This window comes from Actinomadura citrea (genome assembly GCF_013409045.1).
In the GTDB taxonomy this organism is placed as follows: Bacteria; Actinomycetota; Actinomycetes; order Streptosporangiales; family Streptosporangiaceae; genus Spirillospora; species Spirillospora citrea.
Genome location: NZ_JACCBT010000001.1, coordinates 8,706,704 through 8,722,444, shown reverse-complemented (window position 1 = coordinate 8,722,444; position 15,741 = coordinate 8,706,704). Strand labels below are relative to the sequence as shown.

Below are 15,741 nucleotides of genomic sequence, written 5' to 3'. Positions count from 1 at the left end.
TTTGTGCGCAGAATGCGGCTCGGCTGGGACGCGCCGGCGTCGCGACCTCTCGGACTGCTCGGCGCCGGGCTGCTGGCCGCGATGGTGGTGGCCCAGGTCGCGTCCGGGCTGAGACCTGAGCCGATCCGGCTGACCAGCGTGGTCGTGGTGCTGCTGGCGGCGAGCGCCGTGGCGTTCCTCGCCGACCGGCGGGGCCCCGGCCGCGCGGCCGGGGCCTTCGCCGCGACCGTGGCCATCGGGTACGCGGCCGAATGGATCGGCATCCGCACGGGCCTGCCGTTCGGGGAGTACTCCTACACCTCGGTGCTGCGGCCCCAGGCCGGCGGCGTGCCGGTCATCGTGGCGGCGGCGTGGGGCGGCATGGGGCTGGCCGCGCACGCCGTCGCGACCGCGGTCGCGCCGGAGAACCGGGTCGCGCGGTGGGCGGCGGGGGCCGCGGCGCTGACGGCATGGGACCTGTTCCTGGACCCGCAGATGCTGCGGCTCGGCCTGTGGACGTGGGCGGACGACGGCCCCTACCGCGGCGTGCCGCTCAGCAACTTCGCCGGATGGCTGGTGGTGTCCGTCCTGGTCATGATGGCGATCGATCTGATCGTGGGACGGGAGGACGCCGCCGTTCGATCCTGGAGGAACGGCCCGTCCTGGAGTCGGAGCCCATCGTGGCGGCAGGGCCGGTCCTGGAGGCACGGCCAGTCGTGGCGGCATGGCCCGTCCTCGGAATCCGGCCCGTCCCGGGGGCTCGTCACGCTCTACTCGGTGATGGCGGCCATGGAGACGCTGGCCTTCGCGGCGGTGTTCGAGCCGGGAGACCCGCTGGTCGCGGCGGCGGGAGGGGTGGCGATGGGGGCGTTCGCAGTCCCGGCTTGGAGGCGCGCATGGCGGAAGTGACCGTGGTCGGCGGCGGGGTCGGCGGGATGACCGCCGCGCTGCGGCTGGCGCGCGGCGGCCACGAGGTCCGGCTCTACGAGCGGCTGGACCGGCTCGGCGGGAAGCTGGCGGAGTACGAGCGGGACGGGTTCACGTTCTCGCTCGGCCCGTCCCTGCTGACCATGCCGCGACTGTTCCGGGAACTCGGAGTGGACGTCCCGCTGGTGGAACTGGACGAGCTGTGCCGGTACCACTTCGCCGACGGGTCGCGGCTGCGCGCGTTCCGCGGCCCCGACCGGATGGAGCAGGAGGTCGACCGCCTGAGCCCCGGCCAGGGCCCGGCCTGGCGGTCCTTCTACGGCTGGGCGGAGGAGTGCTACGCGGCCTCGGAGCGGACGTTCTTCGCCGGGCCGCTGGGCCGTCCCCCCGAGAAACCCCGGATCGGCGACCTGTTCTCGGTCGCGCCGGGCCGGACGCTGGACGGCCTGGCGCGGCGCTTCTTCGACGACCCGCGGATGCACCAGTACGTCGGCCGGTACGCGACGTACGCGGGGTCGAGCCCGTACCGGGCGCCGGCCGCCCTCGGCTGCGTCCCGGCCATCGAGCACGGGTTCGGCGGCTGGTACGTCGCGGGCGGCCTGCCCCGGATCGCCGACGCCCTCGCCCGGCTCCTGACCGACGCGGGCGTCGAGGTGCACACGGGAACCGAGGTGGCGGAGGTGGTCGCCGGCCGTTCGGCGGTGTCGGGCGTGGTGCTGGCGTCGGGCGAGCGGGTGAGCGCCGACGCCGTGATCGTCAACGCCGATGCCGCCGCGCTGTACGGCTGGCTGCTGCCCGACCGGCGCCGACTGCGCAGGCTCGCCGGACTCGGCCTGTCGTCATCGGCTTTTCTGCTCCTCGCGGGGGTGGACGGCCGTACTGAGGACCTGCCGCACCACTCCGTCGTCTTCTCGGCGGACTACCGGAAGGAGTTCGACGACATCTTCCACCGGAAGGTGCCGCCGGACGACCCGACCGTCCACATCGGCTGCTCGGCGGTGGACGACCCGGCCCAGGCCCCGGGCGGGGCTGAGAACTGGGTGATGCTGGTGAACGTCCCGGCGCGCGATCCCGGCCGGTGGCCGATGTCCCGCGAGTCGTACCGGGACCTCGTGCTGGAGGGGCTGGCGAAACGCGGGCACGACCTCTCGGGCCGGCTCCGGTTCGTGGACATGTTCACGCCCGCCGACCTTCGCGACCGGTACGGCGCCTGGGGCGGCGCCATCTACGGAACCGCCTACCAGGGACGTTTCGCGCCGTTCCGCCGGCCGGGCAACCGTGGGCCGCGGCGCGGCCTCTACCTGGTGGGCGGGTCGGCGCATCCGGGCGGCGGCCTCCCGCTCGTCGCGATGGGCGGCCGGATCGTCGCCTCCCTCGTGAACCAGGACTTCGGCGGCGCACGCGGCACCACGCCCCTCGAAAGGACGGAAACACAGTGAGGCCGGAACCACGATGAGGCCGGAACCACGATGAGGGCGCTGACCGTCCTCCAGGCGGCCGCCGCCGGGGTCGTCGCGTCGCGGCTCGCCCGGGGGCGCCGCCGTCCCGCGCCGCTGAGGCCGGGGACGGCAGGACCGCCGCCCGAGCGGGTGTCGGTGGTGGTCCCCGCCCGCGACGAGGAGTCCCGCCTCGAAGGATGCCTGGCGCCGCTGCTCGCCGACCCGGCCGTGGACGAGGTCATCGTCGTGGACGACGAGTCCCGCGACGGCACCGCGCGGCTGGCCGAGCGGCTGGGCGCCACCGTCCTCCCGGGCGCGCCGCTGCCGGACGGGTGGATCGGCAAGCAGTGGGCCCTGCACCAGGGCGTGCAGGCCGCGACCGGCCCGGTCGTGGTCCTGCTGGACGCCGACATGCGTCCCAAGGCGGGCCTCTGCGCGGAACTGGCGGCGCTCCTGGACGCCCATGACCTGGTGAGCGCGGGACCCCGCTTCATCTGCGGCAACGCGGTGGAGCAGGCGCTGCACGCCTCGCTGCTGGCCACGCTCGTCTACCGCTTCGGGCCCATCGGCTCGACGACGGCGCCCACCGGGCCGGGGGCATCGGTGGGGCGGTTGCTCGTCACGGGGCAGTGCATGGCCTTTCGCAAGGCGCGGATGGACGAGGCCGACGGGTTCGCGCGAGTCAGGCGCCATCTCACCGACGATGTGGCGCTCGGGAGGCTCCTCGCCCGCGACGGCTGGCGGGTCGCGTTCGTGGACGCGGGCCCGCTGCTGGAGGTGGACATGCACACCTCCGCCGCCGACGTGTGGCGCGAATGGGGACGGTCCATCGCGCTGCGGGACGTCACCCCCGTCGCCCATCTGGCGGGCGATCTGGCGGTGGTCTGGCTGACCGCCGCGCTCCCCGTCCTGCGGCTCGCGGTAGGACGGCCGACGCCGCTCGACCTCGGCCTGCTGGCGCAGCGGCTCCTCCTCGTGACGGCCCTGCGCGGCAGTTACGTGCGTCCGGGCCCCGGCCTGGCGGCGTCCCCGTTCCTGGACGCGGCGGCGGCCATCCGGCTCACCTGGTCGGCGCTGCTGCCGACGCGCACCTGGCGCGGCCGGGACTACGGCCCGGCGGTGGTCAGGGCCGCCGTCCCGCCAGCGCCGCCTGCCCGAAACGCAGCCCGATGAGGCACATCAGCGCCCCGGTCCCGGCGACCTGCTCGACGGGGGCGAAGAACAGCTGCAGCACCGGCAGCGAGAACACCGAGAGGCGGGCGCCCCACGTGAACGAGAAGACGAGAGTCCCCGCGAGGAGCAGGACGAGGCCGAGCGCGAACGCCGCCGGGCAGATCACCGCGAACCCGCCGGCGAAGGTCAGGATCGAGCGCCCGCCCCGGCGCCCGGCGAACACCGGCCAGGCGTGGCCGGCCATCGCCGCGCCGACCGCCGCGTACACCGGCAGGACGCTCGCCCCGGCCACCGAACCGAACCGGCCCGTCTCGACCCCGCTCACCAGCAGGCCGACCAGCCCGGCCGCCGTCCCCTTGAGCATGTCGCCGGCGAAGACGGGCACGGAGGCCTTCCGGCCGAGCTGCTCCATGACGTTCCAGAAGCCGGGGTTGCGGTCGCCGACGTCGCGGGGATCGAGGCCGTGGGCGCGGCCGACGAGCACCGCGACCGGCACCGAGCCCAGCAGGTAGCCGCCGACGACCGACACGAGCACGGGAATCACCGCTGTGACCACGGGAACCACTGCATGAGCACGGAGATCATCGCCTCGTTCCACCTCATCAGGTACGCGGGAGTGGACGCCATGCGGCACATGGCGTTCGACCGTCCGGTGCTGCGCGGCACCGGCGGCCTGCGGTTCTGGCGGCTGCTCGGGACGGGGAGGGGCCGCTCCATGAGCCTCGGCGCCGACCTGCGGCGCTGGGCCCTGTTCGCGGTGTGGGAAGGCGAACCGGCGCTGGAGGGCTTTCTCACGCGTTCCCCGATCGCGGTGCGGTGGCGGGACGAGGCCGAGGAGTCCTGGCATGTGCGGCTCGCGCCGCTGGCGTCCCGGGGCGGCTGGGGAGGGGCCGACCCGCTCGCCGGAGCGGCGGCCCACCCTCCGCCGCACGGACCGGTGGCCGTGCTGACCAGGGCGTCGATCCGTCCGGGACGGCTGGTGGCGTTCTACCGTTCCGTACCGGGCGTGGACCGCCTGCTGTGCGGCCAGGACGGCTGCCTCGCCTCGGTCGGGGTCGGGGAGTGGCCGCTGGCCCGGCAGGCGACGTTCTCGCTGTGGCGGGACGAGGCGGCCGTCCGCCGCTACGCCTACCAGGGAGGCGCCCACCGCGACGTCGTCAGGCGGGTCCGCCGCGAAGGCTGGTACAGCGAGGAGCTCTTCGCCCGCTTCGTTCCGTTCGGCAGCGAGGGCACCTGGAACGGCCGCGACCCGCTGCGTCCCGGCGGCGGAGACGGACCCGCTCACGGCACCGGCCCCATGGCTCACTGACCCTCCGCGGCCAGGTCGCGTGCCACCACGCAGGCACGGGCGACGGCGGCCGCGCTCGACGAGCCGTGCGCGACGACGACCGTTCCGGTCAGGCCCAGCAGCGCGGCGCCCCCGTGGGTGTCGGCCGCGTACAGGCGCGCGACCGCCTCCAGCGGCCCGGCGTCGACGGTTCCGGCACGGGCGACGAGGCCGAGCGTCGTGCGGACGCAGCCTTCGATGCTCTTCAGTACGACGTTCCCGGTGAACCCGTCGGTCACGACCACATCGACGGTTCCGGCCAGCACGTCGTGGCCCTCGACGTTGCCGTGGAAGCGCACCGGCATGTCCGGCAGCAGCAGCGCCGCGTCCCGGACGAGCCGGTTCCCCTTGCCCGGCTCCGCCGCGATGGACAGCAGCCCCACCGAAGGATCGGCCACGCCCAGGACGCTCCGCGCGTACTCGGTGCCGAGCGCCGCGAACTGAGCCACCATCTCCGCCGACGGGTCGGCGGTGCCGCCCGCGTCGACCAGGACGGTGAAGCCCGACATGGCGGGCAGTGCCACGGCCAGCGCCGGGCGCAGCACGCCCTCGCGCCGCCCGAGGGCGCGGACGGCGCAGGTCACCACCGCGCCGGTGGACCCGGCCGACACGAACGCCGCCCCTCCGCGTCGCGCCAGCTCGCAGCCCACCATCAGGCTGGACTTGGACTGGAACGCGGCGTTCGAGCCCCGCTCGGCCATGGGGATGACGTCGTCGGCGTGCTGCACCTCCAGCTCGCCGACGCCGCCGTGCCGCCGCAGCTCCTCGTCGATCTCGTCGGCCCGTCCCACCAGGAGGACGGGGACCCCGTGCGCGCGGTGCGCCGCCAGCGCGCCCGGCACCGTCTCGGCGGGCCCGTGGTCGCCGCCCATCGCGTCCAGCACGACCCGCGCCGCGCCGCCCGTTTCTCCCATGTCAGGCCATCCCGGCGGGGACACGCCGCTCGGCCCGGCCCGCGGCCGACGCCGCCAGCAGGTGCCGCGCGTAGATCACGGCGCGGCGGTGGCGGGGCACCCGCGCCCGCGCGGCCAGCACGTCGTGGCCGGCAGCCTCGATCTCGTCCAGGATCCCGCCGTACAGCTCGTGCGCCGCGCGGATGCAGGGGCGCGAGGACGGCACCAGCAGCTTCACCCCCTCCAGCGCACGGCCGTAGTGCTCCCGCGCGCGGCCGGCCTCGAAGGCCACCAGCTCGCGGATGCCGGGCGTGCACGTGCCGGAGGCCAGGTCGTCCTCGGTCACGCCGAACCTCTTCAGGTCGTTCGTCGGGAGGTACACGCGGCCGCGGCCCAGGTCCTCGGCCACGTCGCGCAGGAAGTTGGTCAGCTGGAACGCCCGGCCGAGCTCCCGGGCGGGCTCGCGCGCGGTCCGCCCGGCGCCGGGCAGGGTCTCCAGGACGGGCAGCATCATCAGGCCGATGGCCGCGGCCGACCCCTCCATGTAGGCCAGCAGGTCGTCGTAGGTCGCGTACCGGGTGACGGTCAGGTCGGCGCGCATCGACTCCAGGAACGCGTCGATGTCCTCGCGCTCGACATCGAACGAGCGCACGGTGTGCACGAACGCGGGCAGGACCGGGTCGCGGACGTGCTCGCCCGCCAGTGCCGCGTCGAGCCGTCCCTTGACCTGGTCCAGCGCCGCGGCCCGGCCTTCCGCGCCGGTGGCCTCGTACTCGTCGACGATGTCGTCCACGTGGCGGGCGAACCCGTACAGGGCGTGCACGTGCCGGCGTTTCCACGCGGGCAGCAGCAGCGTCGCCAGGTAGAAGGAGCGCCCGTGCCGGGCGTTGAGGCGGCGGCAGTGCTCGTAGCTCGCGGTCAGCGTCATCGGGCGCCCTCCATGATCCGGGCGGCGGCCAGCCTCCCGGAGATCAGTGCCGGTGGGACCCCCACGCCGGGCGCGGTGTACATCCCGGCGAAGTGCAGCCCCGCGACGCGGCGGCTCCGGCCCGACGGGCGGAACCACGCCGTCTGCCGGAAACGGTGGTCGAGGGCGAAGGGCGTGCCCGCCGAGTGGCCGAGGCGCGCCCACGTCGGCGGGTCGAAGGTCTCCCTGGGCGCCGCCGACAGGTCGCCGTACCCGAGGTCGGCCAGACGGCCCAGCAGGCGGTCTTCCAGCTGCGGGGCGAGGCGGTCCCAGTCGGCCCCGCCCGCCAGGTTGGGCGCGGGTTCCAGGACGCTCAACGTCGAGTGCCCGGCGGGCGCGGCGGTGTCGTCCGATTCGGGATAGGTCACGAGGAGGCTCGGGTCCGGCTGGGGGCGTCCGGCCGCCAGGGCGGAGAAGACGGTGCCCCACTCGCGGCCGAAGTGCAGGGTGTGATGGGACTGACCGGGCAGCCGCCGGTCCAGCCCGAAATGCAGGACCAGGCAGGACGGCGAGTACCGCGGCCTGCGCAGCCGCCAGTCGCCGGCCCCGTCCGGGAGCAGTCCGGCGTGCGCCCGCGGCAGGTCGCAGGCGACGACGACGCTGCTCGCGGGCAGCCGCTCGCCGGTGTCCAGCCGGACCGCCGTCACACCGTCCGTGCCGGTCTCGACCCGTTCGGCGCGGACGCCGTACCTGATCGAGGCGCCGGCCTTCTCCGCGACGGCCGCCAGCGCCTGCGGGACGGCGTGCATGCCGCCCCGGGACGGGAAGTAGACACCGCCGACGGTGTCCATGTGCGCGACGACGGCGTAGATCGCCAGCGCCTTGTGAGGAGGCAGCCCCACGTACAGCGCCTGGAAGGTGTGGGCCCTGACGAGCCGTTCGTCCGTCAGGTGACCGGCGACGAAGCGGTCCAGGCGCCGGAATCCGCCCGCCGCCGCCAGCCTGAGCAGCGCGTGGGGGCGCGCCATGCCGCGCAGCCGGGTCATGTCCGCGTCGATGAACGACGACCATTCCCCCTCGAACATCTCCCCGAGCCGCCGCCGGAACCGCAGGTAGCGCGCCGCCTCCGCCGGGCCGCACAGCTCCCGGACGCCCGCGGCCATCCGCTCGGCGCCGCCCACCACGTCCAGCCGGGAGCCGTCGTGGAACGCCAGCCGGTAGAACGGGTCCAGGCGCCGCAGCGGGAGAACGCTCTCGAGGTCGGCGCCCGCCGCGCCGAACGTCTCGGCGAGCACCTCCGGCATGGTCAGCACCGAAGGTCCGGTGTCGAACCGGTACCCCCCGGTACGGACGGTCCCGCAGCAGCCGCCCGGCACGTCCCGGGCCTCGACCAGCACCACCTCGCGGCCCCGCGCCGCCAGATGGATCGCGGCGGACAGGCCGCCGAGACCCGCCCCGATCACGACGACCGGGCCCCGCCCTCCCATCAGCCCCGCCCTCTCGTCAGCCCGGCCCGCGTCATCGGCACCGCCCGCGACGGCTCGCCCGGCGTGCCGCACGATGTCGGGTTCGCACCTTTTTCCTCCATCGTCGTCCCGAGTGGGTTCTGCACGGTTCTTCAGGTCTGCACAGTTCTTCGGGACGCGACGCCCGGTCGGTTGCATCACCACGGGCCGTAGGTCACGCTCGGCGGAGCGTCAGCGGGCCCGTACCGTCGCGCGCTGCTTCGGCGCCCCGCGCCGCTCGGCCGCGCGGACGATGCCCGAGCACATCCCCCCGAAGATCCGGTCGTGCAACGGGCGGAACGCCCACCAGTACGCGTGCCCGGCGAGGCCCCGGGGATGGAACAGGGCCCGCTGCGTGAGGGACGTCCGGGAGCCGTCGCTGCGCACGACGAACTCCAGCCAGGCCAGTCCCGGCAGCCGCATCTCGGCCCGCAGCCGCAGCAGCCGTCCCGGCTCGATCTCCTCCACGCGCCAGAAGTCCACCGCCTCCCCGATCCGCAGCCGGCGCGGGTCGCGGCGGCCGCGCCGCAGCCCGACCCCGCCGACCAGCCGGTCGAGGACGCCCCGGGCCTGCCAGGCGACGGGGAAGGAGTACCAGCCGCGGTCCCCGCCGATCCCCTCGACGACCCCCCACAGCCGCTCGGGCGGCGCGTCCGTCCGGCGGACCTGCTCGTCGGTGTAGAGGCTGCCGCCCGCCCAGTCCGGGTCCGTCGGCAGCGGGTCGCTGGGCGCGCCGGGCGTGCTCGCCGACGACCAGCGGGTGGCGACGTCCGCCTCCCGGACGCGGCGCAGCGCCAGTTCGACCGAGCGCTCGAACCCGACCGCCCCACCGGGCGGTGGCGGCACGTACTCGGCGAGGTCGTTCTCCCTGCACACCACCTCGTTGCGCAGCGACTCCACCAGCGGCCGCGCCAGCGCGCCGGGAACGGGCGTGATGCCCCCGACCCACAGGCTCGACAGCCGCGGGCTCAGCACCGGGACCGGCAGGATGATCCGCTGCTTGAGCCCGGCCGCGCGGGCGTAGCCGCGGATCATGTCGACGTAGGTGAGCACGTCCGGTCCGCCGATGTCGAAGCCGCGGTTCACGTCCGCGGGCAGGTCCGCGGCCGCCACCAGGTAGTACAGGACGTCCCGGATCGCGATCGGCTGGATGCGGGTGCGCACCCAGCGCGGCGTGACCATCACCGGCAGCCGCTCGGTCAGGTACCGCAGCATCTCGAACGACGCCGAGCCCGAACCGATGATCACCGCGGCGCGCAGCCACGCGGTCGGCACCCCGCTGTCCAGCAGGATGCGGCCGACCTCGGCGCGGGACCGCAGGTGCGGCGACAGTTCCCCCTCCGGCTCCATCCCGCCGAGGTAGACCAGCCGCCCGACCCCCGCCTCCCGCGCCGCGCCGGAGAACGTGCGGGCCGCCCGGCGGTCGGTCTCGGCGAATCCGCCGTTGCCGCCGATCGCGTGGATCAGGTAGTAGGCGACGTCCGCGCCCTCCAGGGCCCGCCGGGACGACTCGGGGTCGGTCGCGTCGGCCTCCACGATCTCGACCCGGTCCGCCCACGGCAGGTCGCGCAGCCGCCGGGCCGAGCGCGCCATGCACCGCACCCGGTGGCCGGCCGCCAGGAGTTCCGGCACGAGGCGGCCTCCGATATAACCGCTCGCCCCCGTGACGAGGCAGGTCCGCCCTTCACCGGTGTCCGTTCGCCCGTTCCCGGTGTCCATACGTCTCCCTCGGTCGTCGTCCGCCGGGCGGGCCCGCCCGCTGCGGGGGTCATCGGTCGTCGGGGTCGATGATCGGCGGCGGGTAGCCGAGGGACCGCCTGCGGTCCTCGTCCAGCGTCCAGGGCCGGTGGACGCCGGACCCCTCGACGCCGGCCAGTTCGGGGACGTACCGGCGGACGTAGTCGCCGCGCGGGTCGAAGCGCGACGCCTGCCGGAACGGGTTCATCACCTGGTCGGGCCGGGTGCTGTTCCCGGTTCCGGCGACCCACTGCCAGTTCCCCGCGTTGTCGGCGACGTCGCCGTCGACGAGCCACTCGTTGAAGTGGCCCAGGCCCCTGCGCCAGTCGATGCCGAGGTCGCGGGTCAGGAACGAGGCGGTGATGAGCCGGGCGCGGTTGTGCATGAACCCCTCGCGGTGAAGCTGGCGCATCCCCGCGTCCACGATCGGGACGCCCGTCGTGCCCTCGCACCACGCGGCGAAGGCGTCCTCGTCGTCCTTCCACCGCCGGTCGCGCGATCGGTAGTCGCGCCGCGGGAGCTCGGGGAAGGCGGCGGCGACCTGGTGGTGGAAGTCCCGCCACGCCAGCTGGCGCCGGTAGGCGTCCGGCGCGGCCTCCGCCAGTTCCCGCGGCGAGACGCAGCCGAACTTCACGTACGGGCTGAGCCGGGACGTGCGGTCGGCGGCGAGATCGTCGCGGACGTCGTCGTAGGCGGTGGCGTCCTCGCGCAGCCACGCCTTCATGCGCTCGCGTCCCGCGCCCTCCCCGCCGGGCGCGAGCGCGGGGGACGGGGAGCCGGAGATCAGGTCGGCGAGCCGCGGCAGCGCGCCCGGCTTCACCCCGGACGGCAACCGGATCTTCTCGGGCGCGTCCGCGGCCGGACGCCACCGGGCCGCCTCCCAGGCCCGCCAGTACGGGGTGAACACCTTGTAGTGGTCGCCGCTGGTGGGAATGAGCTCGCCGGGCGTGACCACGGTGATGCCGGGGTGCGCCGACACGTCCAGGTCGAGGCCGTCCGCGCGCACGGCTTCGCGGATGCGGTCGAGGCGCCGGGTCGCGTACGCCGACCGCTCGTCGGCGAGGAACAGCGAGCCGGCGCCCGTCTCCCGGGCCAGCCGGGCGACCTCCTCGGCGGGGTCGCCGCGCCGCACCACCAGGTCGCCGCCCCGCTCGCCGAGCGACCGTCGCAGGTCGGCGAGGCTGTCGAGGAGGAACCGGATGCGGTTGGGCACGCCGAACGGGCCGTCCAGGATCGCGTCGTCGAAGACGAAGACCGGGACGACCTGATCCGCCTCGCAGGCCGCGGCCAGAGCGGGGTTGTCGCGTACCCGGAGGTCGCGGGTGAACAGCATCAACGAGGTGTCCATCACCTGGGTCTTCGGAGCCGGGGGCGTGAACGGTTGCGGTAGGCGATGTCGCAGTTCAGCGCGGTGGCGAAGGCGCACCGGGCCGCGTAGGGAGCGGCGCGCCGTCAGGGTCGACCGCCTTCCCGCTACGGCGGCATCCGCACGTCGCGTTTCGCGGCGGTCTTCAGGGGGTGTTCCCTGAGGTCAGAGGGCACCGGGATGCAACCGGAAGGACCGGCTCCGGCGAAGACCAGTGGGACCGCACGGTCAAGGAGCCCGTACGACCGGTGGCACCGGACGACCGGTGGCACCGGTAGATCGGTGACGCCGTACGCTGTGCCGTCGGAGCAGCACGGGAGACCGAAACGCATGCGTGGGGAGACGGACCGGGGGCCGGGACTGGGCGTGGGCGCGGTGGCGCGGCGCCTGGGCCTGGCGGCCGCCACCCTGCGCACGTGGGACCGCAGGTACGGCATCGGCCCGAGCGGCCGCAGCCCCGGCGGCCACCGCCGCTACACGCCCGCGGACGTGGCGCGGCTCGAAGCCATGCAGCGGCTGATCCTCGCGGGCGCCCCGCCGGGCGAGGCCGCCCTCGCCGCGCTGCGCGAGCCGCCCGGCGCGCCCCGCCCGCCGCGCGGGCACGGCGCCGGCGGCAACCGCGTGCCCGTCGGGGAGGCGCCCGCCGGAGCGGACACCGCCGAGGTGCGCGGCCTGGCCCGCGCATCGATGTCGCTGGACGTCCCCGCCATGAACGACGCCGTCCGGACCGCGATCGCGCGGGACGGGGTCGTGCGGGCCTGGGACGGCCTGATGGTCCCGGTCATGGTCGGTATCGGCCGCAAGCACGCGGCGGGCGGTGACTGCGTCGAGGTGGAGCACCTGCTGTCCACGGTGGTGCTCGGCTGCCTGGCGGAGGTGCCGCCGCCCGCACGGCCGGTGAACGTCCGGCCCGTCCTGCTCGCCTGCGCCCCGGAGGAGCAGCACAGCCTGCCCCTGTACGCGCTGGCCGCCGCGCTGGCGCAGGGCGGCGCCGCGGCGAGCCTGCTGGGGGCGCGGGTCCCCGCGAACGCCCTCGCCGCCGCGATCCGGCGCACGGGGCCGGGCACCGTCTTCGTCTGGTCGCAGATCGCCGAGACCGGCGACCCGGGCTGGCTGGCCGATCTCCCGGGCACCCGTCCCGTGGTGCGGCTCCTGGCCGGCGGGCCGGGCTGGAGGCGGGACCGGCTGCCGGACGCCGTCCGCCTCGTGACAAGCCTTTCCCAAGCCGTCACCGAGATTTTGGACGGCCCCGCGGCGCCCTGATACGCGCGGAACCCGCGCGCCCGCGTCCCCCATCGCCGTGTCGGGCCCGACGTTGCCCAGAGAATCGACTATGAACAAGTTTTGAAACGATTCTCTCGGGAAAGGCCCAGCTCATGAACCTGGGAGAGCGGCTCGCATGCGGGGACGAGACCGCGCTGGCCGAGTGCTACACCGTGCTCGGCCCGCTCGTCCGCCGCCACGTCGTCCGGCTCGTGCCCCGGCACGCCGTGGACGACGTCGTCCAGCTGGTCTTTCTGGAGGTCTGGCGGTCGCGGCGCCGCTTCGACCCGGCGCGCGCCCTGGAGCCCTGGGTCCTCGCCATCGCCCGCAGGCGCGCCATCGACCAGCTCCGCGCCGAGGCCCGCCACTACCGCAGGACGCTGCCCCTGGAGGACCACGCGGAACTGCCCGCCGCGCGGACGCCCGACGCCTCGCCGTCCGTGGAGACCGCCTGCGACGTCCGGGACGCCCTTGCCGTCCTGCCCCTGCCGCAGCGCCAGGCGATCGTGCTGGCCCACTTCGGGCAGCTGACGCAGACGGAGATCGCCGACCGGCTGTCCGTCCCGCTGGGCACCGTCAAGGCCCGCACGGCCCGCGGCCTGCGCCGGATGAGAGAGCTTCTATGACCGGCGGCCCGTATCCGCGTCCCCGGCTGGCGGTGTCGAGCTGCCTGCTGGGGGCCCCGGTCCGCTACAACGCCGGCCACAGCCGCGACCGGTTCCTGACCGACGCCCTCGACCCGCATGTCGACTGGGTCCCGGTATGCCCGGAGATGGAGATCGGCCTCGGGACACCGCGTCCGACGCTGCGGCTGCTCACCGACGGGCACCTCGTCACCCACGACGGGTCCGCCGACCACACCGCCGCGATGACCGCGCTCGCCGAGACCCGCGTCCCCCAGCTGGAGGACCTGGACGGCTACGTGCTCAAGTCGCGCTCGCCGTCCTGCGGGCTGTTCCGGCTGCCGCGCTACGCCTCCGGCAAGCCCGGTGAGCGCACCGACGGCCAGCCCGTGGACCGCCAGGGCCGCGGGGTGTTCGCCGACCTCGTCCGCGAGGCGCTCCCGGATCTGCCCGCCGAGGAGGACGGCCGCCTCCGCGACCCCGTCCTGCGCGAGCACTTCATCGAGCGCATCTACGCCCACGCCCGGCTCCGCGAGCTCTTCGACGCCGACTGGCGGCCCCGCGACCTCGTCGCCTTCCACAGCCGCCACAAGCTGCAGGTCCTCGCCCACGAACCGTCCGCCTACCAGGGGCTCGGACGGATCGTCGCGCAGGCGGGGACCCGTCCGCGGGACGAGTTGGAGGACGACTACCGGCACGTGTTCTGCGCGGCGTTCGCCGTCCGTCCCAAGCGCGGCCGCCACATGAACGCCCTCCAGCACCTCCTCGGCATGCTCGGCGACCACCTCGACGACACCCGCCGCCACGACCTTCTGGCCGCCATCGAGACCTACCGGCAGGGCCAGGCACCCCTCAGCGTCCCCATGGCCCTCCTGCGCCACCACGCCATGGGCGAGGGCCTCGACTACCTGACCCAGCAGACCTACCTGGACCCGTATCCCGCCGACCTGGTCCTGCGCCACTACCTGTGACCGCCCCTTGCCGGTGACCGGCAAGGCCCGCCCCACGCCGAACGGGCCGAGGCGAGAGCGAGGCTCACCACCGGCCCGTTCAGCAGGCACCGCTTGTTCAGCAGGGGGCGGGCTCCAGGATCCGGTCGGCGGCCTCCGGCTCCTCGGCGGCCGGCACATCGGACTCGTCGGCGGCCTTCGCGCGCCTGGGCAGCAGGAACGCGACCCCGACCATCGCCAGGGACAGTGCGGCGCTGATGACGAACGCCAGCCGCATCCCGTCGAGCTGGGCGAGGGTGGCGGTGACCCCGTCGGCCATCCGGCTCTCGGCGCGCCCGGCCATCACGGTCACCACCAGCGCGGTGCCGAAGGCCGCGGAGACCTGCTGGAGGGTGCCCAGCATCGAGCTGCCGTGCGAGTAGAGCGGGGCCGGGAGCGCCCCGAGGCCGAGGGTGAACACGGGGGTGAACGCCGCCGCCAGGGACACCATGAGCAGCGAGTGCAGGCCGAGCACCTGCCAGTACGGCATCGTCGCCGAGATCTGGGTGAACCCGGCCAGGGCGAGCACGATGCCCGCCGCCCCGGGAATGATCAGCATCCGCCCGCCGAAGCGGTCGAAGAGCCGTCCCACGGCCGGGCCGAGCAGCCCCATCGCCAGCCCGCCGGGCATCATCAGCAGGCCCGTCTCCAGCGGCGAGAGGCCGCGCAGGTTCTGCAGGTAGATCGGCAGCAGGATCATCGACCCCATCATCGCCATGAACCCGAGGGCCATCAGCAGCAGCGAGAGGGTGTAGGTGCGGTGCCGCAGGACGCGCAGGTCCAGCAGGGGGACGTCGCGGCGCTGCAACCGGAGCTGGCGGAGGGCGAACACCGCGATCGTGACCGCCCCGACCGCGACGAGCGCCGCGGGGAGCACCGCACTGCCCTGCCCGAACCTGCTCAGCCCGTACACCAGGGAGCCGAAACCGAGAGCGGCGGCCGCGACGCTGAACCAGTCGATGGTGCCGGCCTGCGGCTCCCCGACGTTCTCCAGCCGTCCGAGGCCGCGCCAGGTGACCAGCGCCGCGATCGGCAGCACCGCGGCGAACAGCAGCCGCCACGAGCCGAGCTGCAGGATCAGGCCCGAGACCGCCGGGCCCATCGCCGGCGCGACCGAGATCGCCATGGTCACGTTGCCCATCACCCGGCCGCGGTCCTCCTCCGGCACGACGGTCATCAGCGTGGTCATCAGCAGCGGCATCATCACCGCGGTGCCGGTCGCCTGGACGATCCGCGCGAGCAGCAGCACCTCGAACACCGGCGCGACCGAGGCCAGCGCCGTCCCGGCGAGGAAGACGCCCATCGCGGTGGCGTAGGCGCGGCGGGTGGTGACCCGCTGCAGGAACCACCCCGTCACCGGGATCACCGCGGCCATGGTCAGCATGAACGCGGTCGAAAGCCACTGCGCCGCCTGCTCGGTGACGTTCATGTCCGCCATCAGCCGCGGGATCGCGTTGATCATGACCGTCTCGTTCAGGATCACCACGAAGGTGGCCAGCACCAGCAGCCGGATCACGGCGGGCGTCTTCGAGCGGCCGCCCCCCGCTCCCCGGGCCGCGGTCTCCGGCTGTCCGCCGCTTGCGTGCTCTTGCGTCGTCGTCATGCCGGGGTAG

Annotated in this window: 14 protein-coding genes; 7 read left to right on the top strand and 7 right to left on the bottom strand. The window is 74.7% G+C overall.

The genetic code is table 11. The features are described 5' to 3' along the window. The first annotated feature begins 12 nt into the window (after positions 1 to 12). Genes BJ999_RS42735 through BJ999_RS39900 form a run of 3 tightly spaced genes read left to right on the top strand, consistent with a single transcriptional unit; the run spans position 13 to position 3,518 of the window. Positions 13 to 888 (top strand): carotenoid biosynthesis protein, encoded by an 876-nt coding sequence (locus BJ999_RS42735; protein WP_229810084.1) that lies wholly within the window; start codon positions 13 to 15, stop codon positions 886 to 888. After that, positions 876 to 2,345, top strand: a complete 1,470-nt coding sequence (locus BJ999_RS39905) for a phytoene desaturase family protein (protein ID WP_218935440.1) — start codon at positions 876 to 878, stop codon at positions 2,343 to 2,345. Before BJ999_RS42735 ends, BJ999_RS39905 begins: the two co-directional genes overlap by 13 nt. 30 nt (positions 2,346 to 2,375) lie before the next feature. Continuing rightward, on the top strand, positions 2,376 to 3,518 hold the full coding sequence (locus tag BJ999_RS39900; protein ID WP_179838016.1) for a glycosyltransferase family 2 protein: 1,143 nt from the start codon (positions 2,376 to 2,378) through the stop codon (positions 3,516 to 3,518). Here BJ999_RS39900 and BJ999_RS39895 read toward each other — a convergent pair. Next, positions 3,469 to 4,074 (bottom strand): glycerol-3-phosphate acyltransferase, encoded by a 606-nt coding sequence (locus BJ999_RS39895; protein WP_229810025.1) that lies wholly within the window; start codon positions 4,072 to 4,074, stop codon positions 3,469 to 3,471. The two genes, BJ999_RS39900 and BJ999_RS39895, sit on opposite strands and share 50 nt — an antisense overlap. 12 nt (positions 4,075 to 4,086) lie before the next feature. Here BJ999_RS39895 and BJ999_RS39890 point away from each other — a divergent pair, with 12 nt between their 5' ends. Beyond that, positions 4,087 to 4,827 (top strand): spheroidene monooxygenase, encoded by a 741-nt coding sequence (locus BJ999_RS39890; RefSeq protein ID WP_218935439.1) that lies wholly within the window; start codon positions 4,087 to 4,089, stop codon positions 4,825 to 4,827. On the opposite strand, the gene BJ999_RS39885 is transcribed toward BJ999_RS39890, so the two are convergent. From BJ999_RS39885 to BJ999_RS39865, 5 genes are all read right to left on the bottom strand, one after another. Continuing rightward, positions 4,821 to 5,759: a phosphate acyltransferase gene (locus BJ999_RS39885; protein WP_179838015.1), complete on the bottom strand. Its 939-nt coding sequence runs from the start codon at positions 5,757 to 5,759 to the stop codon at positions 4,821 to 4,823. The genes BJ999_RS39890 and BJ999_RS39885 overlap by 7 nt on opposite strands. A 1-nt stretch (position 5,760) precedes the next feature. Further along, a complete protein-coding gene (locus tag BJ999_RS39880) occupies positions 5,761 to 6,666 on the bottom strand; it encodes a phytoene/squalene synthase family protein (RefSeq protein WP_179838014.1) in 906 nt (301 codons plus the stop codon). Next, positions 6,663 to 8,132 carry a phytoene desaturase family protein gene (locus tag BJ999_RS39875; RefSeq protein WP_179838013.1) on the bottom strand — a complete coding sequence of 490 codons (1,470 nt, stop codon included), beginning with the start codon at positions 8,130 to 8,132 and terminating at the stop codon, positions 6,663 to 6,665. Before BJ999_RS39875 ends, BJ999_RS39880 begins: the two co-directional genes overlap by 4 nt. 210 nt (positions 8,133 to 8,342) lie before the next feature. Next, positions 8,343 to 9,869 (bottom strand): SDR family oxidoreductase, encoded by a 1,527-nt coding sequence (locus tag BJ999_RS39870; protein WP_179838012.1) that lies wholly within the window; start codon positions 9,867 to 9,869, stop codon positions 8,343 to 8,345. A 49-nt stretch (positions 9,870 to 9,918) separates the two neighbouring features. After that, positions 9,919 to 11,235, bottom strand: a complete 1,317-nt coding sequence (locus BJ999_RS39865; protein WP_179838011.1) for a cryptochrome/photolyase family protein — start codon at positions 11,233 to 11,235, stop codon at positions 9,919 to 9,921. A 348-nt stretch (positions 11,236 to 11,583) separates the two neighbouring features. Between BJ999_RS39865 and BJ999_RS39860 the strand changes: the two genes are divergently transcribed. From BJ999_RS39860 to BJ999_RS39850, 3 genes are all read left to right on the top strand, one after another. Then, positions 11,584 to 12,516: a MerR family transcriptional regulator gene (locus BJ999_RS39860; RefSeq protein WP_179838010.1), complete on the top strand. Its 933-nt coding sequence runs from the start codon at positions 11,584 to 11,586 to the stop codon at positions 12,514 to 12,516. Between the two features lie 113 nt (positions 12,517 to 12,629). Beyond that, positions 12,630 to 13,142 (top strand): RNA polymerase sigma factor, encoded by a 513-nt coding sequence (locus BJ999_RS39855; RefSeq protein ID WP_179838009.1) that lies wholly within the window; start codon positions 12,630 to 12,632, stop codon positions 13,140 to 13,142. Beyond that, on the top strand, positions 13,139 to 14,110 hold the full coding sequence (locus BJ999_RS39850) for a YbgA family protein (protein WP_179838008.1): 972 nt from the start codon (positions 13,139 to 13,141) through the stop codon (positions 14,108 to 14,110). The genes BJ999_RS39855 and BJ999_RS39850 overlap by 4 nt, the downstream gene beginning before the upstream one ends. 97 nt (positions 14,111 to 14,207) lie before the next feature. Here the strand turns inward: BJ999_RS39850 and BJ999_RS39845 are convergent, their stop codons facing one another. Then, positions 14,208 to 15,731 carry an MDR family MFS transporter gene (locus BJ999_RS39845; RefSeq protein ID WP_179838007.1) on the bottom strand — a complete coding sequence of 508 codons (1,524 nt, stop codon included), beginning with the start codon at positions 15,729 to 15,731 and terminating at the stop codon, positions 14,208 to 14,210. Positions 15,732 to 15,741 lie beyond the last annotated feature (10 nt).